Below are 24,921 nucleotides of genomic sequence, written 5' to 3'. Positions count from 1 at the left end.
CACCCCAACGGCCGCCGCGAGGCGGTTTTTCTTTGACCAGAGGACTTTGCAATGACCGAGGGCGTCATCAAAACCCAGGGGTCCGAGCTCTTCACCGTGGACAAGCTGAGTTCCAGCGTCGCCTCGGTCCTGAAGTTCGAGTGCCCGACTGGCATCAACGGCCTGGGCGGCGCTGCCGACCAGATCGAATCCACCTGCCTGAGCACCGTCGGTGACAAGGAGTTCGAGGGCGGGCTGGGCAATCCGGGGCAGGTCAGCGTCCCGTTCAACTTCATCCCCCGCAGTCAGTCGCACCAGATCCTGTTCGAACTGAAGGAGTCGCGGGAGGTCGTGGACTGGTTGATCGGCCTGAGCGACGGAGTGGCGGTTCCTTCGCTCGACTCCAACGACGACCTGGTCGCGCCTGCGTCGCCCCTCCGGACCTCGATCGGCTTCCGCGGCTACGTCGCTGATCTGAACATCGACATCGCCACCAACGAGATCGTGCGCGGCACGCTGACGATCCAGCGCAGCGGCAGCGTCGTCCCCCACTGGAACGGGCCGTACTCGGCCTGACGGCTCACGCATAGACCTTCGGGGTGTCCGGCTCTGCGCGCCCAGCCGTCGCGTATCCGGCCCCCACCTACTGAGAACGGCTGATGGACAAGAGCAAGATCCTGACGAGCAACGCCCCCGTCGCGCGCGAGGTGAAATTCAGCGACGGAACCACCGAGACCGTGCACTTCCGCCAGGTCAGCGCCGGCCAGATGCGCCGCTGGCGCGCGGCGGAAGCTTCCGGCAACGAAGACGAAACCTGCTTTGCAATGCAGCGCCTAGTGGCGGCCAGCCTGTGCGACGCCGACGGGAAGCTGGTGCTGAGCGAGGCCGAGTCGCAGAACCTGACGGCAAACGGTCTTACTGACCTGTTCCCCCACGTGATGGCTGTGGCCGGCATCGGTGAAGACGCAAAAAAGTCATCGCCGAGCGTGGACGCGAGTACTTCAGCTGCATCCTAGGCCTCGCGCTCGGCAAAACGCTGGGGGAGATCGACGATCTGCCCGAGCCTGAATTCCAGCGATGGCTGGCGTTCTACCAGCTGTACCCCTTCGACGATCTGCATCGCTACCACCGCCCAGCAGCCCTTATCGGCGCCAGTTTCGGCGGGTCGATCCAGAAGAATCTCGACTTCCTGCAGCCGACTCCGGTTGCCCATGAGTTCCCCGACGCCGACCTGCGAACCCTCGCGGCGTTCGGCCTGAAACCCCCGAGAGGCTGATCGCATGGCAACTGCCGGCTCAATCGTCATCGACCTGTTGATGAAAACCGGGTCGTTCGTGACGGACACCCAGCGGGCCGAGAAGTCCATGAAGTCGATGGAGCGGACCGCGGCCGGTGTAAGCAAGGGAATCGTGGCCGGATTCACTGCCATCGGCAGCGTGATCGGCGGTGCCATCGCTGCATTCGCGAGTGTGGACGCAGCGATCACCGGCCTGAGCAATGCGATCAACGCTGCCGATCGCATCGACGAACTGTCCGCCAGGTTCAGTATCTCGACGGAGACGCTGTCGGGGTGGGGCTACGCCGCCAAGATGACTGGATCGGACCTGGAAGGTCTGGTCGGCATCATTCCCAAGTTCAGCAAGAACATCGCGGATGCCTCGAAGGCTGGCAGCGACGCGGACAAGACGTTCAAGGCGCTTGGGATCTCGGTCAAGGACCAGGCCGGGAACCTTCGGAGCTTCGAGGACCTTCTGCCCGAGGTGCAGAATCGGTTCGCTGGCATCAGCAACGAGACCACGAAGACCGCGCTGGCGATGCAGCTTTTCGGCAAGTCGGGCGCGGAATTCCTGGAGTTCCTCAGTCTAGGCGCCGATGGCATGCGGACCATGGAGGAACGGGCGCGTTCGCTTGGCATCGTCATCGACTCGGACACCGCAGGGGCTGCGGCCGAGTTCAACGACCGCCTGGACGACCTGCGCGCTGCAACGCAGGGCTGGTTCACGCAGCTGGCCAGCGAGCTGTTGCCCACGCTGACTGACTTGACCACGCAGCTGGTGGACGTTGCCAAGGAGGGCGGCGGCGTCCGGGATGTCGCTCACGGGATCGCCTCGGCGTTCCGCGAGATCGGCAAGGCGGCTGAGATCTTCGGGGTGGTCGAGGACTGGCTGGATCGCCTGCGCGGCGGTCTGGTGGCGGTGGAGAAGCAGGGCAACGCAGTCATCAAGCTGGCCACCGGCCAGTACAGCGGCCTGTTCGGATCGCAGGGAGGCGGATGGGACGCCTTCGCCAAGGACTACATGGCCGGCACCGCCTATGCCGACAAGGGCTGGGCTGCCATGCAGGGTGGCGGAGCCGGCATCCCAGAGGGGGCAAGGAGCGGCCCTCGGGGTCGACGCACCCAAGCCACGGCGGAAGAGATCCAAGCCACCAAGGACCAGACCGAGCAACTGCGTCGGGCAGCGGAGTGGGAAGCAAAGCTCCAGGCCACCTGGGCGGAGGGCGAGAAGAAGAAGTCGGCGGCTGCAACGCAGCAGGACAAGCAGGCCAAGAAGCTGCAGGACTCCTATCGGTCCACCAATGAGCAGCTGGAGCGGCAGATCGCCCTGTTCGGCGATAGCTCGGAGCTGAGCCGGGTCAACTACGAGATCCAGTCGGGCGGCCTGAAGGGCATCGACGCGGCCGCGCAGTCCGCGCTCCGCTCCAGCGCCTCGCTGCTGGACATGCTCGGCAACATCGACGAGGCCGAATCGATCATGGGCGAGAGCGCCCAGAAGTTCGCCGACGCCTTCGACGGAATGTTCGGTATCGACGACGACACCAGCTCGTCGGTGGAGCAGACCTTCGGGCAGTGGAGCACCTACGCCGACCAGGCCGCCCGAAACATGCAGGATGCCTTCGCCGACTTCCTGTTCGATCCCTTCTCCGAAGGCTTGGGCGGGATGGTTCAGAGCTTCGCGAAGACGCTTCAGAAGATGGCGGCTCAGGCGGCCGCTTCGCAGATCTTCCAGATGATCGGCAGCTGGGCCAGCAGCTACAGCGGGACCGGTTCGAGCTGGATCAACGCGGTCGGCAGCGCAATCGGTGGGATGGCTGGCGGCCGCGCCGGTGGCGGGCCGGTTGCCGCCGGCAGCATGTATCGGGTGGGCGAGGGCGGTCGGCCTGAACTGTTCGACCAGGGCGGGAAGACCTACCTGATCCCCGGTGACGCCGGTTCGGTTCGTCCGATTACCGCAGGCATGCCCGCATCCGCCATTGGAGGCGGTGGCGGGATCACCAACAACTTCAACACCACGATGAACATCTTGTCCGATGGCACCAGCACCACCCAACAGGGCGATGGCAGCGAGGACGCTCGCCGGCTCAATCAGTTCTTTACTTCCAAGATGAATGAGTGGGCCACCCAACAGTCGCGGCCCGGCGGCCTCTTCCATCAGATGAGGGTGAGCAATGGCTGAGGTCTTCACCTGGTGCGTGCGCACCGAGATCACAGGCACTGGCGACTTCCTCACCCGTGAGGCCAGGTTCGGGGACGGCTACCGACAGACGGCTGCCGATGGCCTGAACAACGAGACCCAGCAGTGGCCGATTTCCATAGTGGGTAAGGGAACGAAGGTTGGTCCAGCGCTGGCTTTCCTGCGCGCTCGACAGGGGGCGGTTTCGTTCCTGTGGACGCCGCCCCTCGGCGTGCAGGGCCTGTACCTGTGCAAGACGTACAGCCTCATTCCCCATGGCAATGACGTGTTCACGCTGAATGCCACCTTCGAACAGACGTTCCAGCCGTAAGGAGTAACCATGGCCCGCCAGATTATCGACACGACCACTGACCATGGAACCTACAAGGGCGACCCGGCAAAGACCGCCTTCGAAAAGACCAACGATAATTTCGGTCAATTGTTCGGTCCGGACAGTCCATCGCTTCCCAAGTCCGGTGGCACTCTTAATGGGGACATGGTGATCTATGGGGGCACCCTTCGCGTTACCCCAAACACCTCTGGTGACCAACTGTTCTTCAGAACCGAGGGTGCATCAGGCGTGACTCTGGACGCCGTAAACAACGCGAACAGTAGTTACTCCCCTTTGTCCATTCGTGGCTCTGCCATCAATCTCAATGGGCCGGTGTCGGTAAGTGGTGGAATATCTGCAAATCTCACATTTGCCAGCACAACGTCGAACGTCGTGCTGGCGACAGGTGCCAGTGGTAGCGCTGTATTTCTGAGGCCGAATGGAGCGACCAACAGCTCTGGTCAGCTCTTGTTGGCGCCAGACGGATCCTGCAGTGCGGTGTCCTTCAATCCAACTTCTTCGGCCGATGTGAAGGACTTCATAGAGGGCTACAGTGGTGATGCTGACACGGACCTCAATCGTCTCGTCGTGATCACCCACAAGTACCGGCCGGAGTTCTTGGAGAGCGAGAAGAGCTACCTGAGCCTACTTGCGGAGAATGTCCACAGCGTCGTTCCTATTGCGACAGATGGTGACTATGACGTGGCAGAGAAAGAGCCCTACGAGCGGCCGGTGAAGGTCACGGTGCAGGTCCCCAACGAGAGCGGCGACGGCACCAATTCCGTCGAGATGGATGCCATTGAAACAGCGTGGCGCGAGGTAACTCGCCATGTGCCAATGAACATCAACTTGATGGCTATAGTGGCGTTGTGTGTACGTGGCCACCAGACGAAGGACAAGCGCATCCGCGAGCTGGAGGTGGCGGTTGCGGGCCTTAAGCAAGCGATGGCTGATTTGCAGGCCGGCGCGTCATGATCACCGCCGATGCCCAGCAGCTCGAACCAGGTGGCCGCATCACCCTGTTCGAACTGGACGCCAGTAGCTTCGGAGCCGACCAGCTGTTCTTCCACGCGCACCTGCAGTCGGGGGTGATTTGGTGGCAGGGCCAGGAGTACGGACCGTGGCCGATCGAGGCCACCGGTTTCTCCCGCACCAGCGATCAGCCGCCGAATCCTCGCCTGAAGGTCAGCAACATCGACGGCCGGATCACGGCCCTGTGCCTGCTGTTCGACGACTTGGTGGGCGCACGGGTGATCCGCCGGCAGACGCTGGCCAAGTACCTCGACGCGGTGAACTTCCCCGACGGAAATCCGACCGCCGACCCGGGCGAGCACTTCCAGGACGATATCTGGTTCATTGAGCGCAAGGTCTCCGAGACGAAGGAAACGGTCGAGTTCGAGCTGACCACAGCGATCGACCTCAACGGCGAGCAGCTGCCCGGCCGCCAGGTCATCGCCGGGGTCTGTGGCTGGCTGATCCGGGGTGGCTACCGCGGCCCCTACTGCGGCTACAACGGCCCGGCCGTGGCCGATGCCAACGACGTGCCCACCACCGACCCCGCGCGTGACCAGTGCGGCGGCAGGGTAAACAGCTGCAAGCTGCGCTTCGGTGCCGACAAGCCGCTGCCCTACGGCGGGTTCCCGGCCGCCGGTCTACTGAGGACCTGATTGATGTCGATTTTCATGGTTAAGCGGTTGTATCGGCAGGGTCACGGTGATTTCATCGCTGCCCAAGCGAATGTCTACGTACGGATGAGTTGCGGTCGGCTGCACTTGGTCCGCAATCTGCACGGAAAAGTCGGCCATGAGCATGAAAGCAACTACACCTTCAGCGCCGACGCACCTTCCGGCGAAGTTGTGGTTGATGCCGCGCCTGATGTCAGGGTTGACGTGGTCAGGTTGAGCTGACGAATCCCCGCGATTCAAACCCGAGTTCATTACCCAGGCCCGCCCAGTGCGGGCCTTTTCTATGGGCGACACCCATGCAACAGACGACCCTGCAGGCCATCCAGGCGCACGCCGTGGCCGAGTACCCGCGCGAGTGCTGCGGCCTGATCGTGGCCGGCGACGATGGCGAGGCCTATGTCCCCTGCCGCAACGTGGCCACCACGCCCAGCGAGCACTTCCGACTTCCGGCAGAGGACTATGCCGATGCTGAGGATGTGGGCGAGGTGCTGGCCGTTGTGCATAGCCACCCGAACGCCCCTGCCTCGGCTTCGGATGCTGACCGCGTCATGTGCGAGGCCAGCGGCCTGCCGTGGCACATCGTCAGCGTGGGCCAGGTCATCGGTGCCGATCCCGAGTGCGGCGACCTGCAGACCATCGAGCCGTGCGGCTACGAGGCGCCGCTGGTGGGCCGGCAGTTCGCCCACGGCCAGTTGGACTGCTACAGCCTGGTGCGCGACTTCTACGACCGAGAGCTGGGCATCAGCCTCAGCCAGTACGAGCGCGACGACGACTGGTGGGAGAAGGGCCAGGACCTGTACAGCCTTGACCGGCTCCGCGCCGAGGGCTTCGACCTGATCGACGGCGAGCCGCAGCGCGGCGACATGGTGCTGATGCAGATCCGTTCGCCCGTCCCGAACCACGCCGGTGTGTACCTCGGCGACGGCCAGCTGCTCCATCACATGCACGGCCGCCTTTCGGAGGTCATCACCTACGGCGGCATGTGGGCCGAGCGTACCCGTTACATCGTCCGCCACAAGGAGGCAGCCCGTGTCTGAGCGACTGCGCACCGTCCGCCTCTACGGCCAGCTGGGCAGCCGCTTCGGCCGCTCTTTCCGGTTGGCCGTGAACAGTCCTGCCGAGGCTGTGCGCGCCCTGTGCGCGGTCCTGCCGGGCTTCCAGCAGTACCTGGCCCGTGCGAAGGAGAACGGCATGGCCTTCGCAGTCTTCGTCGGCAAGCAGAACCTGACGAAGGATCAGCTGCAGGACCCGCCCGGGAACGAGGACATCCGCATTGCACCGGTTCTACTCGGAAGTAAGCGCGGAGGAGTGCTCCAGACCATCATCGGCGTGGTGCTGATCGTCATTTCGTACGTGTTCCCGGTTACGGCGCCGTACCTGCTGCAGCCAGGTATTGCCATGGTCATCGGCGGCGTGGTGCAGATGCTTGGGCCGCAGCCGAAGGGCTTGGGATCGCAGGATAGTCCCGAGAACCGTCCGAACTACAGCATGAACGGGACCGTCAACACCCAGGCGCAAGGCAATCCGGTGCCGGTGGCGTATGGCGGCCATGACACGAAGGGCATGCTGACGGGTTCCGCAGTCATCAGTGGCGGCATCATGGCGGAGGACCAGCTTTGAACCTTCCTGTCCCAACTTCTATCGCGCAGGCGGTGCAGCTGGCCGGCGCCGGTGGCAAGAGCGGCAGCAACGGCCGCACGCCTGTGGAGACCCCGGACAGCCTGCACTCGATGGCCGTGGCCAGGATCATCGACCTGGTCAGCGAGGGCGAAATACGTGGCCTGGTCGCCGGCAATCAGTCGATCTACCTCAATCAGGTTCCGATCCAGAACCCGGATGGTGGGCTTAACTTCGCTGGCGTCACCGTCGATACCCGATCCGGAACGCAGGACCAGGAGTACATCCCCGGCTTCCCTTCGGTTGAGAACGAGATCGGGGTGAATGTCGAGCTGCGCAGCGACCAGCCGATCGTGCGCACGGTGAGCGGCTCCGACCTGTCAGCAGTTCGCATCCGGCTGGCTGTGCCTGCGCTGCAGAAGGTCGATGAGGAGAATGGCAACCGCAACGGGTATTCCATCAGCTACGCGGTGGACCTTTCCGTCGATGGCGGCGCTTACACGACTGTGCTCAACGATGCGATCACGGGCAAGACGACCACTCAGTACGAGCGCAGCCGCCGCATTGACCTGCCGACCGGCTCGCAGTGGCAGATCCGCATTCGCCGACTGACCCCGAACCAGAACAACTCTCTGATCTCGGACACGGTGAACGTGCTGTCGATGACCGAGATCATCGATGTGAAGCTGCGCTACCCGAACTGCGCTCTGGCCGCAGTGCAGGTCGACGCAAGCGCCTTCCAGAGCGTGCCGTCACGCTCTTATCGGATATGGGGCCGCATCGTCCGAGTGCCCAGCAATTACGACCCCATCGGGCGGACGTACAGCGGCGTGTGGGACGGGACCTTCAAGTCGGCATGGACGAACAACCCCGCATGGGCGTTCTTCGACATCGTCACGAACGACCGCTTCGGTCTCGGCAATCGCATCCCCCTGGACTGGGTTGATAAGTGGCGGCTGTACCAGATCGCCCAGTACTGCGATCAACTCGTCAGCGACGGGCAGGGCGGCCAGGAGCCCCGGTTCACCTGCAGCTTGTATCTCCAGACGCGAGCGGACGCGTACAAAGTGGTGCAGGACATGGCCAGCATGTTCCGCGGCATCAGCTTCTATGCGGCGGGGCAGGTCATGGCCTCGGCGGACATGCCCAAGGATCCAGGCGCCACCTACAGCCCGGCAAACGTGGTCGATGGTCAGTTTCGCTACGAGGGCAGCGGCAGGAAGGCGCGGCATACCGTAGCACTGGTGTCCTGGACCGACCCCGACGACTTCGGCCGGCAAAAGGTCGAGCCGGTGCAGCACCTGGATGGCATCGCACGCTACGGTGTGAACCAGACCGAGGTTACTGCCATAGGCTGCCATTCTCGCGGCCAGGCGCAGCGCATCGGCAACCACATTCTCTTCACCGAGAACCTTGAAACGGAGACGATCCGGTTCGCCGTCGGCCTCGATTCTTTGAACTGCATGCCTGGTGACGTGATCCAGGTGTCCGATCCGAACCGGGCAGGCCGTCGCAACTCTGGTCGCGTCCGCGCCGCCAGTGCCAACAGCCTGACGCTGGACCTCGTTCCGGAAGCCATGGAGATCGGCGACACGCTGCTGGCCACGCTCCCCAGCGGTAGGACGGAGGCGCGGACGATCAATAGCGTCAACGCATCGACTGGCGTAGTCACGGTGTCGGCCCCATGGAGCGCCGTGCCTGTTACGCAGTCGGTATGGGCCACAGAGTCCAGCGATCTGGTGCTGCAACTGTTCCGTGTGATCGGCATCGAGGAGGGCGAGGGGCTGACCTTCAACGTGACGGCGCTGAAGCACGTCCCAGGGAAGTACGCCGCGATCGACGATGGCACCCGGCTGGAGCTGCCGCCGATCAGCATCATCCCGCCCAGTGTGCAGCCGCCGCCGACCAATGTGGCCCTGTCTTCGCACGTGGTGATCGAGCAGGGCATCGCCACTCCGACGCTGACCATCCAATGGGAGCCAGCCGACAAGGCCATTGCTTACGACGTCGAGTGGCGCCGCGACGACCTCAACTGGGTGCGCCAGGGGCGGGTGGCCACCACCAGCATCGAGGTGCCCGGGATCTATGCCGGCCAGTATCTTGCGCGCGTGAGGGCGGTGAACGCGCTCAATGCCGTCTCGCTCCCGGCTATGAGCCCGCTCACGACGATTGCCGGCAAGACCGAGCCGCCGCCGGCGGTGACCTCTCTGACTGCCACGTCCATCGTGTTCGGGATCCGACTGGCGTGGGCGTTCCCGCCTGGGGCGACCGACACCCAGCGCACTGAGATCTGGCGCAGCACCGGCCCGGATCGCGAGACGGCCACGAAGCTCGGCGACTATGCCTACCCGCAGAACCGTCTCGAACTGGACGGCTTGGCCGCCGGTGCGCGGTTCTACTTCTGGGCAAGGCTGGTTGACCGCAGTGGCAACATCGGACCGTGGTATCCGACGGGCGCTGGAGTGATGGGAGAGGCCAGCACAAACCAGTCGGACTATGACGCCTACTTCTCGGGACGGATAACGGAGAGCGCGCTTGGTCAGGATTTGCTGACCAAGATCGAGAGCATCGACCAGATCGTGCCACTGATCTGGGAGGCCGGCGCCACCTATCAGCCTGGCGATACCGTCGTGTACAACGGCAAGATCTGGCTGTGGAACGACAGCACGGCAGGCAATGAGGAGCCACCGGGCACGAAATGGAAAGATGTGGGCGACGCGGTCGCTCAGGCGGGTGCTGTCGTTGGGCGGGTCAACACGCTCGAGCTGCAGGTCAACGATCCGGAGACCGGCCTGCAGGCGGTCGGGCAGAAGACGGATGGCCTTTTCGCGCAGCTGGACGTCCAGGCTGCAGGCGACAGTGACTGGGGCGCTGGCGATGAGAGTGTGTTCGCCGGCACCATCACCATCCAGACCGTCATCGCCCAAGGCGACTATGCGCTGTCGCAGCGCCAGGACACGGTGGAGGCCAAGGTTGGCGACACGCAGGCGATGGTGCAGGCGACCTCCCAGGCCATCGTTGATGTGGACGGGCGGATTAGTGCCACCTACACGCTGCGGGCGCAGGTCACTGCTGATGGGCGAATCTACGGCGCCGGTATGGGGCTGGGTGTCGAGCAGCAGCCGGACGGTAGCTACCAGAGCCAGGTTCTCTTCGACGTTGGTCGTTTCGCGGTGATCAACTTGGTGAACGGGAATGTCACGTCACCCTTCGTGATCCAGGGTGGGCAGACGTTCATCAGCCAGGCGATGATCGGCACCGGCTGGATCCAGAACGCGATGATCGGGGACGTCATTCAGTCCAACGCAACCGGAGTCGGCGGTCAGCCCAGGTGGAAGTTGGACAAGAACGGAACGCTCACGATGACCGGTGCGAACAGCGGTGGCTACCTGACGATTAATGATCGCGTGATTCAGGTCTACGACGGCAATGGAACCTTGCGCGTGCGCCTTGGAATCTGGTCATGACTCAGGGCCTTCAGGTGTGGGACCAGAATGGAGCTTTGGTGCTTGATGTTACGGATCGCCTTACCCGTCATGTGGTTTCAGGCTCGTATGTGGCTCCGGCTGGGTCATGGCCAGTCATCGCTTTCATCAGTGTTCCAGGCATGGTCAACGACGGAACCTGGCTGGCCGTGGCATCCTCGGGCCCAGGCGCTGGGAACCCCGTGACTATCGTCAATGGCGGTTTCAACGTTCTGTGTAACGACGCTTTCGGCGGAATCCGCAACACAAACTATTACTCGGTGTTCCGCATATGAATGCAGGACTACAGGTATTCAATGACGATCAGATTCTGCAGATCGACAGTGACTATCGAAACCCACGGTTTGCTTTTGGCGGCTACTGCAACACCAAGGCTGTGGCAAGCAATAGCTACTTCGTCGATATAGCGATGGACGCCACGACGAGTGTCGCAACTGAATGCCCTATGGTGATCATCAGGCCGGAGTCTGCTGATCAGTATGTCGGAGGATGCTTTGTCAACTCACCCTATCCGCCGTTTGGAAGCAACCCAGGCCGACCAAACGGTGGAGTCCAGTTGTGGGGGCAGTGCCCATTCGATTGGGCTGTGCTCTCAACTCGCGTTGCGATCGGGTCGGGCGGGTCGCCCTACGGACTAGACATTTTTGACGCGGGCGGCAACTTGGTTTTTGCGTCTGCTTACCGACAGCTGAGGATTACGCAAACGTTCGATGACCTAGACAGCCAAGGATGGCCTAGGACGTTTTCGCTCACGAAGGGGCAGACCAACCCATGGATATGGGCAAACCCAATGATTGGAGCAACGCTAGGCGAGACTGACGAGCAGGTTCCAGGGATAGTTGGAAGATTGAACGCTGCCCGCAACCAGCTCACGATCGCGGCCGTGGACGTACTGACGATGCAGCCACTTCTTCCCGGGTCAAATCCATTTCCTGGCGTGCGTCGTCTGTTCGGAACAGCCACCTACTAGTTTGCGTGAGCAGGCGCTGTTCTGCGATTTTCAAGCACTGAACCCGGAATGGAAACCTCTTCAGGCAATTTCATGGTCAATTGGATCACCATGTGGTTGCCACTCTTCCATCGGAAGCGGCGGGCGCGAACTTGAAAGGGCAGCTGTTCACCGCCCACATCGAGATCGACGAGATCGCCTGCGCTAGGCGTGAGGCCGTCCACTGGCAACAGACCAGGCAGCGACACTGAGATGCCCTGCAAGCGATCAATAGTGTCTTGTGTGAAAAGTAGATCGAAGGTTACGTTGAGTACTTCGCTCATGGCTCCATTCCGTGGTTGCGCGGCTCGCGAAGTCTAAGCCATGCGGGCCAAATTCCCCTAAGCCACCTGCGACAGCAGATCCTCCCGGTTGTTTCTCGGCGTGTTCACTGCACGGCTGACGCGATAGGCCTCCATCGCCGGCGGCTCGCTGGCCAGCAGCATTGCCATGGCGTCGTCAGGGCTGGCTGCCATCCACTCATCGATCTGGCCGACCTGCAGCCACACCGGCATGCGGTCGTGGATGTCTGCCGAGACGCCGCTGCTGTCGCCGGTGATGATAGTGAAGGTGCCCAGGTTGCCGTCGGGCAGCAGCGGGCTGGTGTCCTCCCACAGGCCGGCGGCCAGCAGTGGCCCGGTGGCGTGGATGAACCACGGATCCTTCTTGCCGTCCTCGGGGTTCACCGACCACTCGTAGTAGCCGGCCATCGGGATCACACAGCGGCGCTTCTTGAACGCCGACCGGAAGGCGGGCTTGGTGGCCACGGTCTCGATGCGCGCATTGATGGTTGATCCCTGCAGGCCCTTGGCTTTGGCCCAGAACGGCAGGAGGCCCCACGCCAAGCGGGTGACCTGCCGACCTTCGCCTCGGTCCAGAATCACCGAGGCGCGCTGCGTCGGCGCCAGGTTGTAGCTGGGCTGGATCTCGGCCAGGCCGGGGGCAAGGTCAGCCAGCCCCGGCTGGCCGAAGTCGACAACGGGGAGCTGGACGAATCGGCCGCACATGGCCGAAGGGTAGTCCGGCCGGCCGTGGCCGGGGCGTGATCCCGAACGGTTCAGCCGGTGAACGATCCCTTGTCGCAGCCTTTGCGACCGCCGGCCGTATCCTTCCGGCCATGCGCTCTTCCAACGGCTTCCGCACCGCCCCGATCCCATCTGGCTGGGTCCAGACCGGTGAGCGCTGGGCGCTCTGGTACAACGGCCGGGAAACGGCGAACGTCACGCTCGATGGCGGTCCTGGCGTCCGGCTGTGGATGGAGGGCCAGAAGATGTGGCACACCAAGGAAGCGCGCGCCGCCAACGTCCGACAGGCGAAGCGCTACGCCGAGCGCTGGTGCGCAGCGCGGCTGTATCCCGAGCTGCCTCTGCGTGAGGCCGTCGCCCGGCTGACCGATAGCACGCCGATCCAGTTGCCCCCGCCACTGCCCGGTCTGCCGCCGACGCGCGAGCAGCAGCAACAGGCTCGGCGCCTGGCTGAGGCCGGAGCGAAGGAGATCGAGCGGATCAAGGCGGCGCTGGAACCGCGCAAGCCGCCTGCAGAAACGAAGCCCCGAGCGAGGGACGTCCGCAGCAAGGCGTGGCTGAGTGCAGGGCTGCGGCAGCTACGGCGCGGCGTTTGAGGCATCCGCGACATTGCGTCGCAGACATCATCTTCTGCTCGCTTGGCATCATTCGTTGGAGAAGATTGCGGAGCGTCGAGAAAATTGCGGAGCGAAAACGCGATCGATGATCGTCGCAAAAGCCTTGGTGCCCGGAGCCGGAATCGAACCGGCATGGGGTTGCCCCCGGCGGATTTTAAGTCCGATGCGTCTACCAGTTTCGCCATCCGGGCCTGCAGCGCGGCGCCGATTGTAGCCTACCCGTGTCGCTGCAGCCGGATTGCGCGGGAGCAACGTGCTTAACTGTTATCCCTGTTCATGTCATAGTCCCAGCCACCGTTCCCAGGGGGGGAGCCACCCGATGTCGCTGCACGCGATTGCCTATGCCAGTGAGGCCCGCGCCGATCTGCGGACAACCGATCTTGATCGCCTGCTGGCCGACGCCACGGCATTCAATCGTGTAGCCGGTGTCACCGGTGTCCTGATGTTCGACGGCAGCCGCTTCCTGCAGTATCTGGAAGGCCCCGAAGATGGCATCGATTCGGTGTTCCAGCGCATCTTCAATGCACGCAGCCACGCGCAGATGAGGCTGTTGTGCCGCGCGCCGGTGGTGCAGCGTGCGTTCCCGCGCTGGTCGATGGGGACGCGGCGGATCGATGCGGACCTGCTGACCCAGATCGTTGACGCGGCGTGGCCGGGTTTCCTGCTGGGCAGTGGTGGTTTCGAGCGCCTGCTGCAGGCCTGGACCGGTGCCGACGGCGAGCTGGAACCCGCCGCGGTCGCGCTGGGTTCCTGAGCCCGCCTTGGCGGCGGGGTACCGGGGCCGGTAGGCTGTAGCCTTTCTGGTGCGGGTTTTCCGGAGTGGTACAGCGAATGAGTGGGTTGGCCCAAGCCATGGCGGCACGCATCCGGTTTCGCCCGGTGCACGGGACATGCCGATGAGCGTGCCCGTTGCGGCGGCGGTGACGCCGCGTTTCGCCGTGATCGGCCTGGGTTACGTCGGCCTGCCATTGGCGGTGGCGTTTGGCCGGCACTGGCCGACACTGGGCTTTGACATCGATGCCGGCCGCATCGCAGAGCTGCGCGGTGGCCGCGATCACACGCTGGAGATGGAGGCCGACGAGCTGGCCGAAGCCACGCATCTGCAGTACGGCAGCGATCCTTCGCTGCTCGATGCCTGCAACGTCTATATCGTCACCGTGCCGACCCCGATCGATGCATACGAGCAGCCCGACCTGGAGCCCCTGCGTTCGGCGACACGGCTGATTGCCAGTCATCTTCGCGCCGGCGATCTGGTGATCTACGAGTCCACGGTGTACCCCGGCACCACCGAGGAAGTGTGCGTGCCGCTGCTGGAACAGGGTTCGGGCCTGGGCTTCAACGAAGACTTCTATTGCGGCTACAGCCCGGAGCGGGTCAGTCCCGGTGACCGCCAGCGGCGCCTGGCCGACATCCGCAAGATCACGTCTGGTTCGACCCCGGAAGTCGCTGCGGTGATTGATGGTCTCTACCAGCGCATCATCGATGCCGGTACGTTCCCGGCGCCGTCGATGCGCGTGGCCGAAGCAGCCAAGGTGGTCGAGAACATCCAGCGCGACGTCAACATCGCGCTGGTCAACGAGCTGGCGCTGATCTTCGACCGGCTCGGCATCGATACCCAGGACGTACTGGACGCCGCTGGCAGCAAGTGGAATTTCCTGCCGTTCCGACCAGGCCTGGTTGGCGGTCACTGCATCGGCGTCGATCCGTACTATCTGCTGCACAAGTCCGAAAGCGTGGGCTACCACCCGGACCTGATCCACACCGCGCGGCAGGTCAACAACCGCGTCGGCGAGCACGTGGCGGCGCGCGTGCTGGCGATGCTGGCCGAGCGTGGCCGTGCACCGGCGGAGGCACGCATCCTGGTGCTGGGCGTGACCTTCAAGGAGGATTGCCCCGACCTGCGCAACAGCCGCGCGCTGGAACTGGCCCAGCGCCTGCGCGATGCGGGTGCGCAGGTGGAGGTGAGCGACCCGTGGGTCGGCCCGGCGGCATTGACCGGCGAGGGCCTGGATTGGCTGGCCGAACCCGGGGCAGGGCGCTATGACGCGGTGGTGCTGGCGGTGGCCCACGCCCGTTTCAAGGCAATGGATGAAGACGCAATCCGGGCGCTGCTGGCGCCAGGCGGCCTGGTCTACGACGTCAAATCGGCCTGGCCGCGCAACGTGGTTGACGATCGTTTGTAAGCCTTGGCAGCGAGCGGCGCGGTAGACTCGGGAACAGTTGCAACCGAGGAAAGCCATGCACCGGTACATCGTCTACCTGCTCGCCATCCTGATGTTCCCGATATGCCTGTGGCTGGCCACGATCTGGCCGGCCTGGTACTGGGGCGTCGGCCTGACTGCCGCGATGGTGGCATTGGGGACCTGGGACCTGCTGCAGAAACGCAGCACGCTGCGCCGCAACTATCCGGTGATGGCGCACTTCCGCTACGGGCTGGAATCGATCGGCCCGGAGATCCGCCAGTACTTCGTGCAGAGTGACCTGGAGGATGTGCCGTTCTCGCGCCAGCAACGTGCACTGATCTACCAGCGCGCCAAGAACGAGATGGACACGGTGCCGTTCGGTACCCTGCGCAGCACCTATGCGGTGGACTACGAGTGGATCAACCATTCGCTGGCGCCAACCGCCATCGCCAAGCATGACTTCCGCGTGCTGATCGGTCCGAACTGTGCCAAGCCCTATTCGGCCAGCGTGTTCAACATCTCGGCGATGAGCTTCGGTTCACTGTCGGCCAATGCCATCCGCGCACTGAACGAAGGCGCGCGGCGTGGTGGTTTCTACCACGACACCGGCGAAGGCTCGATCTCGCCCTATCACCGTGAGATGGGCGGCGATCTGGTCTGGGAGATCGGCTCGGGCTACTTCGGTTGCCGCGACGAGAAGGGTGGTTTCAGCGAGGAACGCTTCGTTGCCAATGCCACCCATGACCAGGTCAGGATGATCGAGATCAAGCTGTCGCAGGGTGCCAAGCCGGGTCATGGCGGCGTGCTGCCAGCGCCGAAGGTGACTGCCGAGATCTCGGTGACCCGTGGCGTGCCGATGGGCGTGGACTGCGTGTCGCCGTCGCGTCACTCGGCGTTCTCGACACCGGTCGAGCTGCTGCAGTTCGTCGCCCGCCTGCGCGAGCTGTCCGGTGGCAAGCCGGTCGGTTTCAAGCTGGCGATCGGCCACCCGTGGGAGTGGTTCGGCATTGCCAAGGCGATGCAGGAAACCGGGTTGCTGCCGGATTTCATCGTGGTGGACGGTGCCGAAGGGGGCACCGGCGCGGCGCCGGCCGAGTTCGTCGATCATGTCGGCGTGCCGATGCACGAAGCGCTGCTGCTGGTGCACAACACCCTGGTCGGCCTCGATCTGCGCGAGCGCATCCGCATCGGTGCAGCCGGCAAGATCACCAGTGCGTTCGACATCGCGCGCACCATCGCGCTGGGTGCCGACTGGTGCAATGCCGGCCGCGGCTTCATGTTCGCGCTGGGCTGCATCCAGTCGTTGAGCTGCCATACCGACAAGTGCCCCACCGGCATCGCGACCCAGGACCCGGCGCGCTGGAAGCATCTGGATGCACCGGACAAGGCCACCCGTGTGTACAGCTACCACGAGCACACGCTGCATGCCTTGAAGGAACTGCTGTGTGCCGCGGGCCTGAACGACCCGGCGGAACTGGGTCCGGAGCATATCCTGCGTCGGGTTTCGCCTGTTGAGATCCGTTCGCTGGCCTCGCTGTACCGCTACCTGGAACCGGGCGAGCTGCTGCACAAGGTGCCGGACCACGCCGTGTTCCATGCGTTCTGGGCCGATGCGCGCAGCGATTCCTTCCAGCCGCCGCCGAAGATCCAGGCGCTGCGGGCCAGCAAGTCGCGATAACGTGTTGCTGTAGAACCGAGCCCATGCTCGGCTGCTTCTCTCATCGCGATGTTGGAACGAAGAACCGTCGAGCATGGCTCGACGCTGCAAGGAGATGCCATGCGGTTCCGGATCGGCACCACGGATGACGTGGCCACGCTGTGGGCGTTGCGCACGCGTTGCGTGCGCGAGACCTGCAGCAGCCATTATCCGCCCGAAGTGATTGCGCCCTGGTCGGCCTCGCCGCCGCCGTCGCAGTACGCGCGGTTGCTGGGGCAGGGCGGCTGCGTGGTGGCCGAGGATGGGCAGGGCGGCCTTCTTGGCTTCGGTGTGTTCGATGCCGATGCCAATGAAGTCGACGCGTTGTTCGTTGATCCTGATCGTGGCGGCCAGGGAATCGGCCAGGCGCTGATGCAGCGCCTGCTGGCAATGGCCGATCGTGAGCGTGAGGTGGTGCTGTCGGCCTCGCTCAACGCGGTGCCGTTCTACCAACGGCAGGGATTCATCAGCGTGCGCGAAGAGGTCTATCCGCATCCCAGCGGCGTGGCGCTGGCTTCGGTGAGCATGCGCAGGCCATGGTGAGCGCCCGGGGACTGTAAGGCAGTCGAGGATGGCTCGACTCTACAATGCAGGCGTCACCGCCCGGCCAGCCACCCGATCACGCCCTCGGCGGCGCGCAGGCCACTGGCGTAGCACGCGGTCAACAGGTAGCCACCTGTCGGCGCCTCCCAGTCCAGCATCTCGCCGGCGCAGAACACGCCGGGCACGGCCCGCAGCATCAGGCCATCATCCAGCGCATCCAGGCGCACGCCGCCGGCGGTGCTGATCACCTCGGCCATCGGCCGGGGACGCAGCAGGCGCAGCGGCAGGCGCTTGAGCGTAGCCGCCACGGCAGGCAGGTCGTTGCCGGCTTCCTTACCCAGAATCTCGAACACCAGTGCGGCCTTCACCGCATCAAGGCCCGCCTGGCGACGCAGGTGCTCGCCGAAGCTGCGGCCCTTGCGCGGGCGTGACAGATCGGCCAGCAGGCGCGCCTCGTCGCGGCCCGGCACCAGATCCAGCCACAGCATCGCGTGGCCATCGCGGTTGATGGTCTCGCGCAGGTCCGCCGCCAACGCATAGATCAGGCTGCCTTCGATGCCGTACTCGCTGGCCACGCATTCGCCCTGCAGCGACTGTGGCTGTCCGGCCAGGTCGATCCAGTGCGCGACCACCGGCTTCAGCGGTGCACCGGCATTGCGCTGGGCGAAGAACGGGGTCCAGTCCACGTCGAAGCCGCAGTTGGCTGACTGCAGTGGCGTGATGTCCACGCCACGGGCCTGCAGCGGGGCAACCCAGGCGCCGTCGCTGCCCAGCTGCGGCCAGCTGCCGCCGCCCATCGCCAACACGGTGGCATCGGCGTGGACATCGATCTCGCCGGCTTCGGTGGCGAAGCGCAGCGCGCCGTCGTTGCTCCAGCCGATCCAACGGTGGTTGGCATGCAGGCGCACGCCCTGTTCCTTCAGCCGGCGCACCCAGCCACGCAGCAGCGGCGCGGCCTTGCGGTCGACCGGGAACACGCGGCCGGAGCTGCCCACATAGGTCTCCACGCCAAAACCGCCGGCCCAGTCGCGCAATGCCTGCGCATCGAAGCCATCCAGCCAGCGGCCCACGGTCGTGGACTGCTCGCGGTAGCGGCTGTCGAACAGCGGACGCGGATCGGAATGGGTAAGGTTGAGCCCGCCCTTGCCGGCGATCAGGAACTTGCGGCCGGGCGAACCTTTGGCCTCGTACAGGTCCACCTCCAGACCGGCGGCGCGCAGGCGCTCGGCGGCGAACAGGCCGGCCGGGCCGCCGCCGATGACGGCGACCCGCGGAAGCGGTGCGGCATTACGGTTTGACATCGAGCAGCTCGACATCGAACACCAGCGACGAGCCGGCCGGAATCGGGCCAACCCGGCGGTCGCCGTAGCCGTAATCCGGCGGGATCATCAGGGTGCGCTTGCCGCCGACCTTCATGCCGGCCACGCCCTCATCCCAGCCGCGGATGACCTGGCCGGCGCCGAGTGCGAAGGTGAACGGTTCGCCGTGCTTGAAGGAGCTGTCGAAGGTCTTGCCGTGCTTGGTTTCGGTGCGGTTGTCGTAGATCCAGCCGGTGTAGTGCACGGTGACCTTGCTGCCGGCAACGGCTTCGGTGCCGGTGCCGGGCACGGTATCGATGCGCTCGAAGGTGGTCAGGGTGCCGCCGGGCGGTGGGCCGGACGGTTCGGTTGTGCAGCCAGCGGCGGCGAGGGACAGCAGCAGGGGAAGCAGCAGGCGGCGCATCGGGCGTCTCCGGAAGGGCGCAGGGCGAGGGCGGCAAGGGTAGCGCATCGGCGCCGGGTATCATGGGGGCATGGCAAAACTCCTGCTCAATCTGCGCAATGTCGGCGACGACGAATATGCCGATGTCTGCACGCTGCTCGACCAGCACGGCATCGCCTGGTATCGCACCGAACCCAGCCCCTGGGGCATCTCCAATGGTGGCCTGTGGCTGCGCGAGGACGCTGATCATCCACGAGCGAAGGCGCTGATGGCGGAATACCAGGCCGAACGCGGGCCGCGCATCCGTGCCGAGCGTGAGCAGGCATTGCGTGATGGCACGGCGGAGACCTTCGGCAGCCTGTTCCGGCGGCGGCCGGTCTACGTGGTGCTGGTGCTGCTGGGGATGGCCGGTGCGGCGGCGCTGGTGCTGCTGCCGTTCGTGCTGTTGCGGGGGTAATGGGGCTTCTGGCCGGGTTGCACCCGGCACCCGCAGACGCAACGGCAACAGCAACGTCAAAAGCCGGGCTTCAGTGGGAGGGCGGGGCGGTGTGGACAGGCGGGGGACGGCAAAAGCTGCTCCTGCGTGCCTCGTAGAGCGCCATCCATGGCGCTCTGCGCCCCCGCCTGCCCACACCGCCCCACCCATGACAGATTCCGGTTGTTTGCCGGGCTTGGGGTCGGGTCCCTCTGCTGCGCAGAGGGCTCTGACCCCTGAATCTGCCCGGAGGGGCGGGAGGCGCTAAAATGCCAGGATGATCGCCAATACCGCTGCCTATCATTTCGCCGTCATCGACGCTCCCCAGGCCCTGTGCGACCAGTTGCTGGCGCGTGCCGAGGCGGCGCAGTTGCGGGGCACGATCCTGGTGGCGGGCGAGGGGCTGAACCTGTTCCTGGCGGGTGCGCCGGAGGCGGTCGAGGGTTTCTACGCGGCGCTGCGTTCTGACGTGCGGTTTGCCGATATGCGGGTCAAGACCAGCTTCAGTGAACATCAGCCGTTCGCGCGGCTGAAGGCCAAGGTGAAGGACGAGATCATCAGCTTCCGCCGTGACGACGGTCAGCCGCTGGACTATCCGCGCGCGCCGGCGGTCGATCCGGCCACGGTGCAACGCTGGTTGCGGCAGGGGCATGACGACGCCGGCAAGCCGGTGGTGATGCTCGATACCCGCAACCTGCAGGAAGTGGAGTACGGCACCTTCAAGGATGCGCTGGTGCTGCCGATTCACAAGTTCACCGACCTGCCCGAGGCGCTGGCGCCGCACCGCGAGGCGCTGAAAGACAGCACCGTGGTCAGTTTCTGCACCGGCGGCATCCGCTGCGAGAAGGCGGCGCTGTGGATGGTCAACGACGGCATGGACAACGTGCTGCAGCTGGACGGTGGCATCCTCGGCTACTTCGAGGAGGTGGGCGGCGAAGGCTACGAAGGCCGCTGCTTCGTGTTCGATGAGCGCGTGGCGCTGGATGCCGAGCTGAAGCCGATGGTCGACCAGCCGCTGCCGGAGCCGCGCCCCAGCGCGTTCTGACGCTTCCGCGGTAGAGCCGGCCGCTGGCCGGCTGCGAAGCCATCTACCTGTATGCCGGCCAGCGGCCGGCACTACCAATCGCGCTTGGCGCGCATCAGGGCACCCCGGATCGGCCCGGTCAGCCCTGAACCCGCCACACGGGAATCAGCATCCCGCCACCGTCACTGGCCGCGGCGCCTGGCCGACCCCATGCATGGGGGATCCTGTGACGGAAAAACGCCTGATGATCCCGTTGTCGATCCTTGACCTGGCCCCGGTCTGCGAGGGCAGTGACACCACCGCCGCTTTCGCCAACATGCTGGAACTGGCCCAGCACGCCGATGCGCTGGGCTACCGCCGCTACTGGTTGGCCGAACACCACAACATGCCGGGCATCGCCAGTGCGGCCACCGCCGTGCTGATCGGCCACGTCGCCGGTGGCACAAAGCGCATCCGCGTCGGTGCCGGCGGCATCATGCTGCCCAACCATGCCCCGCTGCAGGTGGCCGAGCAGTTCGGCACGCTGGCTTCGCTGTATCCGGACCGCATCGACCTCGGCCTGGGCCGTGCACCCGGTACCGACCAGCCGACCGCGCGTGCGCTGCGCCGCTACTTCGACAGCGCCGACCAGTTCCCGCAGGACGTGCGCGAGCTGCTGCATTACTTCGAGCCGGTACAACCCGGGCAGGCGGTGCAGGCGGTTCCGGGTGGCGGCCTGCGGGTGCCGACCTGGATCCTCGGTTCGAGCCTGTTCGGTGCGCGCATGGCCGCCTCGATGGGCCTGCCGTATGCGTTCGCCTCGCACTTCGCACCCGACGCGATGGATGAAGCCGTTGCTTTGTACCGCCGCGAGTTCCGCCCCTCGGCCACGCTGAAGCAGCCGCACGCGATGCTGGCCCTGAACGTCGTTGCCAGCGACAGCGAAACCGAATCGCGGCGCCTGTTCACCAGCCAGCAGCAGAGTTTCGTGAACCTGCGTCGCGGCCGACCGGGCAAGATTCCGGCACCGATCGACGACATCGAGTCCTTCTGGGAGCCGCACGAAAAACTGGGCGTGGAGCGGGCGCTGGCCTGCACCGTGCTGGGCGATCCGCAGCAGGTGGCGGAGGGCATTGCCGCGTTCGTCGAACGGCACAAGCCCGACGAGCTGATGCTCACCGCCAACCTGTACGACCACCGCGCGCGCCTGCGCTCGTTCGAACTCACCATGCAGGCCTGGCACGCCCGCCACGCGGGCTGAACAATTGCGTCACGGCCCATTGCGGCCGAACCGCGTCTGATGGGGGCTCATATCGAAGGAGCCCCCACATGGCCGACACCCGTGCCGAACACATCGCCCAGCTGGCCGAACTGATCAAGGACGTGGAGGTGGCGATGTTCACCACCACCGGCGTCGACGGCCGCCTCTACAGCCGGCCGTTGGCCACCCAGCAGGTCGCCTTCGACGGTGACCTGTGGTTCGTGATCACCGGCGACAGCCCCAAGGTGGCCGAGATCGCGCTCGACCCGCGGGTCAACGTGGCGTATGCCTCGCCCTCGAAGAACACCTATGTGTCGGTGGCGGGGCGGGCACGCGTGGTCGACGATCGCGCGAAGATCGAGGCGCTGTGGTCACCGGCGATGAAGCTGTTCTTCCCCGGTGGCAAAGATGACCCCAACCTTCGCCTGATCCATGTGCGCGCCGACAGTGCCGAGTACTGGGACGGTCCGGGCACGCTGCTGGGCAAGGCGTTGACGTTCGTGCTGTCGGCGGTGCAGGACGAACCGGCGGCGTTGGCCGACAACGGGTTCATCGACCTTCGGTGATGACCGATGTCCGGTATGGGTAGTGCCGGCCGCTGGCCGGCAAACCTGGAAACGTGGCAGCCGGCCAGCGGCCGGCTCTACCGGATTCCGGCTCAGAACCAGCGCTGGAACAGTTCCACCGTATAGCCCACCAGCTGCCCCGAGCTGAAACCGAAGAAGGCGATTGCCGCCAGCGCCGCGATCCAGTTGAACAGCATCAGCGCGCCATCGCGCTCCAGCAGCGCCAGCGCGAACAGCAGCAACTGGAAGCCGAACAGGAAGTTGGTGAAGGGAATCGGCAGCGACAGCAGCAGGCCCAGCAGCACCAGCAGCAGGCCACTGAAGGCGTGGGCGGGCAGCGGTGTCAGCAGCTGCGGCAGGCGCGGTTTCAGCATCTTGTCCAACCGCCGCAGCGGGCGGTCGATGCGGTCCAGGAAACGGTGCATGGTGCCGCGCTTCGGCCCGCGCCGGGCAATGAAGCCGGGCAGCCAGGGACGGCGCAGGCAGCACAGCATCTGCAGGCCGATCAGGATCACCAGCGGCCCGCTGACCGCACCGCCCATGCCCGGAATCGGAATGAACGACGGCAGGATCGCCACGAACAGGAACACGCCGAACGCGCTCTGCTGCAGGTTGCACAGGATCCGGCCAAGCGGCATGTGCTCGGCCGGATCACCGGAGGCAAACATCTCCAGCAGGGTGCGGATGCCCTCGTTGCGGTAGGTCGGGCGCTCGGCGCCCGGACCCTGGCCGGCCTCAGGCGGTGAGCTCATCGGCCTGCTCGTCGGACAACGTGCGCAGCAGCAGCTTGTCCACGCGCGCACCGTCGAGGTCGACCACTTCGAAGCGCCAGCCCGCCCAGTCGAAGTACTCGCCCGCGTGCGGAATGCGGCCGAAGTAATGGATGCACATGCCGGCCAGCGTGTAGTAGTCGCCGTCCTCGGCGTCGGGCAGGTCGTTGCTGCCGATCAGTTCGCGCACGTCTTCGATCGGCAGCGATCCGTCCACCAGCAGCGAGCCGTCTTCGCGGGTCACCACCAGCGCGTCCTCGTCGGCGTTCTCCACCGCCTGCAGGCGGCCAACCACTGCGCCCATCAGGTCGCTGATGGTCACCAGGCCCTGGATCTCGCCGTACTCGTCCACCACCAGTGCCATCGACTGCTGTTCCTCGCGGAAGATTTCCAGCAGCTTCATCGCGTGGGTCGATTCGGAGACGTACAGGGGTTCGCGCAGGGTCTGGAACAGCGCGTTGTCACCGCGCGCCATGCGCGTGGCCAGCGATTTCAGTTCGAGCACGCCGACCACGTCCATGTCGTTGTCGCGGTACACCGGGTACCGGGAGAACTCGTGTTCGGCCATGATTTCCAGGTTGCGCTCCAGCCCGGCCTGGGTATCCAGCCACGCGATGCGGTTGCGTGGGGTCATCAGGCTGTCGGCGGTGCGGTCGCCCAGGCGCATGACGCGGTTCATCATGTCGCGCTCGTGGGTATCGATCACGCCGGCCTCGTGGCTTTCGGCGACCAGCATGCGGATCTCTTCTTCGGTCACCGAGGCGACTTCATCCTTGCCCAGGCCGAACAGGCGCAGCACCAGCTGGGTGGTCCTGGACAGCAGCCAGACGAAGGGCAGGGCGAGCTTGGCCAGCCAGCTCATCGGCATCGCGACCAGGCCGGCAATGGCCTCCGAACGGGTCAGCGCCAGGCGCTTGGGCACCAGTTCGCCGAAGATCAGCGTAATGAAGGTGATCAGACTGACCGCCAGCGCGGTACCGATGTTGCCGGCATAGGCGAAGCCCGGCATCAGGCCCTGGATCCAGCCGGCGAAGGCTTCGCCCAGCGCTTCACCGCCGAGGTAGCCGGTCAGCACGCCGATCACGGTGATGCCGATCTGCACGGTGGACAGGAAGCTCTCCGGCTTCTCGGACAGCTCCAGCGCCTTGGCCGCGCGCTTGGAGGTGGCGGCCATCTGCTTCAGGCGGCTCTTGCGCGAGGTCATGACCGACATCTCGGACATGGCGAAGAAGCCGTTCAGCAGAACAAGCGCGAAGACAATCAGGATCATTTCAAACACGGGCGTCGTCCCCGGTTGGTGGCAGGGAGGGCGGGTGCTTGCGATGGCGGCAGGCGCTCAGGAACGGGGTCCGGCGCGGCGCTGGGGGATAAGGGTCGTCGTCCATAGGATGCGCCCGAAGGCGCGCTGGCATCTTAGCAAAGGGGCATGGCAGGGTGGCAACCGCCTGTTCAGGTTCAGGGTTCCGAGCCCCGGAAAGGGGGCGGGGATACCCGTGATGGTCATCTAGCCGTCATAATTCCGTCTGGTGCCGTCCTTCCCGCGA

The 24,921-nt window shown here is 65.0% G+C and carries 26 protein-coding genes and 1 tRNA gene; 20 read left to right on the top strand and 7 right to left on the bottom strand.

What is annotated here, in order from left to right; translation table 11 throughout:
• Window positions 1-51: 51 nt before the first annotated feature.
• The 11 genes from AC5P8Y_RS15510 to AC5P8Y_RS15460 all read left to right on the top strand — a co-directional run bounded on the left by AC5P8Y_RS15510 (window position 52) and on the right by AC5P8Y_RS15460 (window position 10,531).
• Window positions 52-555: a phage tail tube protein gene (locus AC5P8Y_RS15510; protein WP_495202058.1), complete on the top strand. Its 504-nt coding sequence runs from the start codon at window positions 52-54 to the stop codon at window positions 553-555.
• Between the two features lie 83 nt (window positions 556-638).
• Window positions 639-995 carry a phage tail assembly chaperone family protein, TAC gene (locus AC5P8Y_RS15505; protein ID WP_049441595.1) on the top strand — a complete coding sequence of 119 codons (357 nt, stop codon included), beginning with the start codon at window positions 639-641 and terminating at the stop codon, window positions 993-995.
• Window positions 956-1,255 (top strand): phage tail assembly protein T, encoded by a 300-nt coding sequence (locus AC5P8Y_RS15500; RefSeq protein WP_427916198.1) that lies wholly within the window; start codon window positions 956-958, stop codon window positions 1,253-1,255. The genes AC5P8Y_RS15505 and AC5P8Y_RS15500 overlap by 40 nt, the downstream gene beginning before the upstream one ends.
• Window positions 1,256-1,259: 4 nt before the next feature.
• Window positions 1,260-3,434, top strand: a complete 2,175-nt coding sequence (locus AC5P8Y_RS15495) for a hypothetical protein (protein WP_495202057.1) — start codon at window positions 1,260-1,262, stop codon at window positions 3,432-3,434.
• On the top strand, window positions 3,427-3,762 hold the full coding sequence (locus AC5P8Y_RS15490) for a phage tail protein (RefSeq protein ID WP_088470491.1): 336 nt from the start codon (window positions 3,427-3,429) through the stop codon (window positions 3,760-3,762). Before AC5P8Y_RS15495 ends, AC5P8Y_RS15490 begins: the two co-directional genes overlap by 8 nt.
• 9 nt (window positions 3,763-3,771) lie before the next feature.
• Complete coding sequence (locus AC5P8Y_RS15485; protein WP_495202056.1) at window positions 3,772-4,737, top strand: hypothetical protein; 966 nt, start codon at window positions 3,772-3,774, stop codon at window positions 4,735-4,737.
• A complete protein-coding gene (locus AC5P8Y_RS15480; protein WP_495202055.1) occupies window positions 4,734-5,429 on the top strand; it encodes a phage minor tail protein L in 696 nt (231 codons plus the stop codon). Before AC5P8Y_RS15485 ends, AC5P8Y_RS15480 begins: the two co-directional genes overlap by 4 nt.
• Before the next feature lie 3 nt (window positions 5,430-5,432).
• The gene (locus AC5P8Y_RS15475; RefSeq protein WP_242898931.1) at window positions 5,433-5,669 is read left to right on the top strand and encodes a hypothetical protein; all 237 of its coding nucleotides are present in this window, start codon (window positions 5,433-5,435) and stop codon (window positions 5,667-5,669) included.
• A 74-nt stretch (window positions 5,670-5,743) separates the two neighbouring features.
• The gene (locus AC5P8Y_RS15470) at window positions 5,744-6,484 is read left to right on the top strand and encodes a C40 family peptidase (protein WP_242898930.1); all 741 of its coding nucleotides are present in this window, start codon (window positions 5,744-5,746) and stop codon (window positions 6,482-6,484) included.
• Window positions 6,477-7,067: a tail assembly protein gene (locus AC5P8Y_RS15465; RefSeq protein ID WP_242898929.1), complete on the top strand. Its 591-nt coding sequence runs from the start codon at window positions 6,477-6,479 to the stop codon at window positions 7,065-7,067. The genes AC5P8Y_RS15470 and AC5P8Y_RS15465 overlap by 8 nt, the downstream gene beginning before the upstream one ends.
• Window positions 7,064-10,531: a TipJ family phage tail tip protein gene (locus AC5P8Y_RS15460; protein ID WP_495202054.1), complete on the top strand. Its 3,468-nt coding sequence runs from the start codon at window positions 7,064-7,066 to the stop codon at window positions 10,529-10,531. Before AC5P8Y_RS15465 ends, AC5P8Y_RS15460 begins: the two co-directional genes overlap by 4 nt.
• Before the next feature lie 984 nt (window positions 10,532-11,515).
• Here AC5P8Y_RS15460 and AC5P8Y_RS15455 read toward each other — a convergent pair.
• Window positions 11,516-11,821: a hypothetical protein gene (locus tag AC5P8Y_RS15455; RefSeq protein WP_157803272.1), complete on the bottom strand. Its 306-nt coding sequence runs from the start codon at window positions 11,819-11,821 to the stop codon at window positions 11,516-11,518.
• A gap of 57 nt (window positions 11,822-11,878) precedes the next feature.
• Entirely contained in the window at window positions 11,879-12,544 is a 666-nt protein-coding gene (locus AC5P8Y_RS15450; RefSeq protein ID WP_495202053.1) for an SOS response-associated peptidase, read from the bottom strand.
• A gap of 110 nt (window positions 12,545-12,654) precedes the next feature.
• Here AC5P8Y_RS15450 and AC5P8Y_RS15445 point away from each other — a divergent pair, with 110 nt between their 5' ends.
• A complete protein-coding gene (locus AC5P8Y_RS15445; RefSeq protein WP_495202052.1) occupies window positions 12,655-13,158 on the top strand; it encodes a hypothetical protein in 504 nt (167 codons plus the stop codon).
• A gap of 125 nt (window positions 13,159-13,283) precedes the next feature.
• Here the strand turns inward: AC5P8Y_RS15445 and AC5P8Y_RS15440 are convergent.
• A tRNA-Leu gene (locus tag AC5P8Y_RS15440) sits at window positions 13,284-13,370 on the bottom strand.
• A 128-nt stretch (window positions 13,371-13,498) separates the two neighbouring features.
• Here AC5P8Y_RS15440 and AC5P8Y_RS15435 point away from each other — a divergent pair.
• The 4 genes from AC5P8Y_RS15435 to AC5P8Y_RS15420 all read left to right on the top strand — a co-directional run bounded on the left by AC5P8Y_RS15435 (window position 13,499) and on the right by AC5P8Y_RS15420 (window position 17,601).
• Window positions 13,499-13,933 (top strand): BLUF domain-containing protein, encoded by a 435-nt coding sequence (locus AC5P8Y_RS15435; RefSeq protein ID WP_005408981.1) that lies wholly within the window; start codon window positions 13,499-13,501, stop codon window positions 13,931-13,933.
• A 142-nt stretch (window positions 13,934-14,075) separates the two neighbouring features.
• Window positions 14,076-15,362: a nucleotide sugar dehydrogenase gene (locus AC5P8Y_RS15430; protein ID WP_005408982.1), complete on the top strand. Its 1,287-nt coding sequence runs from the start codon at window positions 14,076-14,078 to the stop codon at window positions 15,360-15,362.
• A gap of 55 nt (window positions 15,363-15,417) precedes the next feature.
• On the top strand, window positions 15,418-17,040 hold the full coding sequence (locus tag AC5P8Y_RS15425) for an FMN-binding glutamate synthase family protein (protein ID WP_005412910.1): 1,623 nt from the start codon (window positions 15,418-15,420) through the stop codon (window positions 17,038-17,040).
• 99 nt (window positions 17,041-17,139) lie between these two features.
• A complete protein-coding gene (locus AC5P8Y_RS15420; protein ID WP_024956617.1) occupies window positions 17,140-17,601 on the top strand; it encodes a GNAT family N-acetyltransferase in 462 nt (153 codons plus the stop codon).
• A gap of 53 nt (window positions 17,602-17,654) precedes the next feature.
• Here AC5P8Y_RS15420 and AC5P8Y_RS15415 read toward each other — a convergent pair whose 3' ends face one another.
• Together AC5P8Y_RS15415 and AC5P8Y_RS15410 are read right to left on the bottom strand one after the other, a co-directional pair.
• Window positions 17,655-18,902 (bottom strand): TIGR03862 family flavoprotein, encoded by a 1,248-nt coding sequence (locus AC5P8Y_RS15415; RefSeq protein ID WP_049432416.1) that lies wholly within the window; start codon window positions 18,900-18,902, stop codon window positions 17,655-17,657.
• The gene (locus AC5P8Y_RS15410) at window positions 18,889-19,323 is read right to left on the bottom strand and encodes an FKBP-type peptidyl-prolyl cis-trans isomerase (RefSeq protein ID WP_005408986.1); all 435 of its coding nucleotides are present in this window, start codon (window positions 19,321-19,323) and stop codon (window positions 18,889-18,891) included. The genes AC5P8Y_RS15415 and AC5P8Y_RS15410 overlap by 14 nt, the downstream gene beginning before the upstream one ends.
• A gap of 70 nt (window positions 19,324-19,393) precedes the next feature.
• Here AC5P8Y_RS15410 and AC5P8Y_RS15405 point away from each other — a divergent pair, with 70 nt between their 5' ends.
• The 4 genes from AC5P8Y_RS15405 (at window position 19,394) to AC5P8Y_RS15390 (ending at window position 22,607) form a co-directional block, all read left to right on the top strand.
• Window positions 19,394-19,759, top strand: a complete 366-nt coding sequence (locus AC5P8Y_RS15405) for a DUF6164 family protein (protein ID WP_005408987.1) — start codon at window positions 19,394-19,396, stop codon at window positions 19,757-19,759.
• A gap of 295 nt (window positions 19,760-20,054) precedes the next feature.
• A complete protein-coding gene (locus AC5P8Y_RS15400) occupies window positions 20,055-20,822 on the top strand; it encodes a sulfurtransferase (protein ID WP_005408988.1) in 768 nt (255 codons plus the stop codon).
• 223 nt (window positions 20,823-21,045) lie between these two features.
• Window positions 21,046-22,041 (top strand): LLM class flavin-dependent oxidoreductase, encoded by a 996-nt coding sequence (locus tag AC5P8Y_RS15395; protein WP_495202051.1) that lies wholly within the window; start codon window positions 21,046-21,048, stop codon window positions 22,039-22,041.
• A 68-nt stretch (window positions 22,042-22,109) separates the two neighbouring features.
• Window positions 22,110-22,607, top strand: a complete 498-nt coding sequence (locus AC5P8Y_RS15390; RefSeq protein WP_033834120.1) for a pyridoxamine 5'-phosphate oxidase family protein — start codon at window positions 22,110-22,112, stop codon at window positions 22,605-22,607.
• A 92-nt stretch (window positions 22,608-22,699) separates the two neighbouring features.
• On the opposite strand, the gene AC5P8Y_RS15385 is transcribed toward AC5P8Y_RS15390, so the two are convergent.
• Both AC5P8Y_RS15385 and AC5P8Y_RS15380 read right to left on the bottom strand, forming a co-directional pair.
• Complete coding sequence (locus AC5P8Y_RS15385; RefSeq protein ID WP_353949629.1) at window positions 22,700-23,359, bottom strand: exopolysaccharide biosynthesis protein; 660 nt, start codon at window positions 23,357-23,359, stop codon at window positions 22,700-22,702.
• Window positions 23,343-24,647: a hemolysin family protein gene (locus AC5P8Y_RS15380; protein WP_033834122.1), complete on the bottom strand. Its 1,305-nt coding sequence runs from the start codon at window positions 24,645-24,647 to the stop codon at window positions 23,343-23,345. The genes AC5P8Y_RS15385 and AC5P8Y_RS15380 overlap by 17 nt, the downstream gene beginning before the upstream one ends.
• Between the last annotated feature and the right edge of the window lie 274 nt (window positions 24,648-24,921).

This window comes from Stenotrophomonas sp. YJH_SMC_12-1, from assembly GCF_059370935.1.
Note: the sequence above shows the minus strand (reverse complement) of the source record. Positions and strands in the feature narration are given on the sequence as shown.

Bases quoted from the DNA above. Each gene is read 5' to 3' on its own strand.
- AC5P8Y_RS15510 (WP_495202058.1), top strand. From the start codon at position 52: ATGACCGAGGGCGTCATCAAAACCCAGGGGTCCGAGCTCTTCACCGTG.
- AC5P8Y_RS15505 (WP_049441595.1), top strand. From the start codon at position 639: ATGGACAAGAGCAAGATCCTGACGAGCAACGCCCCCGTCGCGCGCGAG.
- AC5P8Y_RS15495 (WP_495202057.1), top strand. From the start codon at position 1,260: ATGGCAACTGCCGGCTCAATCGTCATCGACCTGTTGATGAAAACCGGG.
- AC5P8Y_RS15490 (WP_088470491.1), top strand. From the start codon at position 3,427: ATGGCTGAGGTCTTCACCTGGTGCGTGCGCACCGAGATCACAGGCACT.
- AC5P8Y_RS15485 (WP_495202056.1), top strand. From the start codon at position 3,772: ATGGCCCGCCAGATTATCGACACGACCACTGACCATGGAACCTACAAG.
- AC5P8Y_RS15480 (WP_495202055.1), top strand. From the start codon at position 4,734: ATGATCACCGCCGATGCCCAGCAGCTCGAACCAGGTGGCCGCATCACC.
- AC5P8Y_RS15475 (WP_242898931.1), top strand. From the start codon at position 5,433: ATGTCGATTTTCATGGTTAAGCGGTTGTATCGGCAGGGTCACGGTGAT.
- AC5P8Y_RS15470 (WP_242898930.1), top strand. From the start codon at position 5,744: ATGCAACAGACGACCCTGCAGGCCATCCAGGCGCACGCCGTGGCCGAG.
- AC5P8Y_RS15455 (WP_157803272.1), bottom strand. From the start codon at position 11,821: ATGAGCGAAGTACTCAACGTAACCTTCGATCTACTTTTCACACAAGAC.
- AC5P8Y_RS15450 (WP_495202053.1), bottom strand. From the start codon at position 12,544: ATGTGCGGCCGATTCGTCCAGCTCCCCGTTGTCGACTTCGGCCAGCCG.
- AC5P8Y_RS15445 (WP_495202052.1), top strand. From the start codon at position 12,655: ATGCGCTCTTCCAACGGCTTCCGCACCGCCCCGATCCCATCTGGCTGG.
- AC5P8Y_RS15435 (WP_005408981.1), top strand. From the start codon at position 13,499: ATGTCGCTGCACGCGATTGCCTATGCCAGTGAGGCCCGCGCCGATCTG.
- AC5P8Y_RS15430 (WP_005408982.1), top strand. From the start codon at position 14,076: ATGAGCGTGCCCGTTGCGGCGGCGGTGACGCCGCGTTTCGCCGTGATC.
- AC5P8Y_RS15425 (WP_005412910.1), top strand. From the start codon at position 15,418: ATGCACCGGTACATCGTCTACCTGCTCGCCATCCTGATGTTCCCGATA.
- AC5P8Y_RS15420 (WP_024956617.1), top strand. From the start codon at position 17,140: ATGCGGTTCCGGATCGGCACCACGGATGACGTGGCCACGCTGTGGGCG.
- AC5P8Y_RS15415 (WP_049432416.1), bottom strand. From the start codon at position 18,902: ATGTCAAACCGTAATGCCGCACCGCTTCCGCGGGTCGCCGTCATCGGC.
- AC5P8Y_RS15410 (WP_005408986.1), bottom strand. From the start codon at position 19,323: ATGCGCCGCCTGCTGCTTCCCCTGCTGCTGTCCCTCGCCGCCGCTGGC.
- AC5P8Y_RS15405 (WP_005408987.1), top strand. From the start codon at position 19,394: ATGGCAAAACTCCTGCTCAATCTGCGCAATGTCGGCGACGACGAATAT.
- AC5P8Y_RS15400 (WP_005408988.1), top strand. From the start codon at position 20,055: ATGATCGCCAATACCGCTGCCTATCATTTCGCCGTCATCGACGCTCCC.
- AC5P8Y_RS15395 (WP_495202051.1), top strand. From the start codon at position 21,046: ATGATCCCGTTGTCGATCCTTGACCTGGCCCCGGTCTGCGAGGGCAGT.
- AC5P8Y_RS15390 (WP_033834120.1), top strand. From the start codon at position 22,110: ATGGCCGACACCCGTGCCGAACACATCGCCCAGCTGGCCGAACTGATC.
- AC5P8Y_RS15385 (WP_353949629.1), bottom strand. From the start codon at position 23,359: ATGAGCTCACCGCCTGAGGCCGGCCAGGGTCCGGGCGCCGAGCGCCCG.
- AC5P8Y_RS15380 (WP_033834122.1), bottom strand. From the start codon at position 24,647: ATGATCCTGATTGTCTTCGCGCTTGTTCTGCTGAACGGCTTCTTCGCC.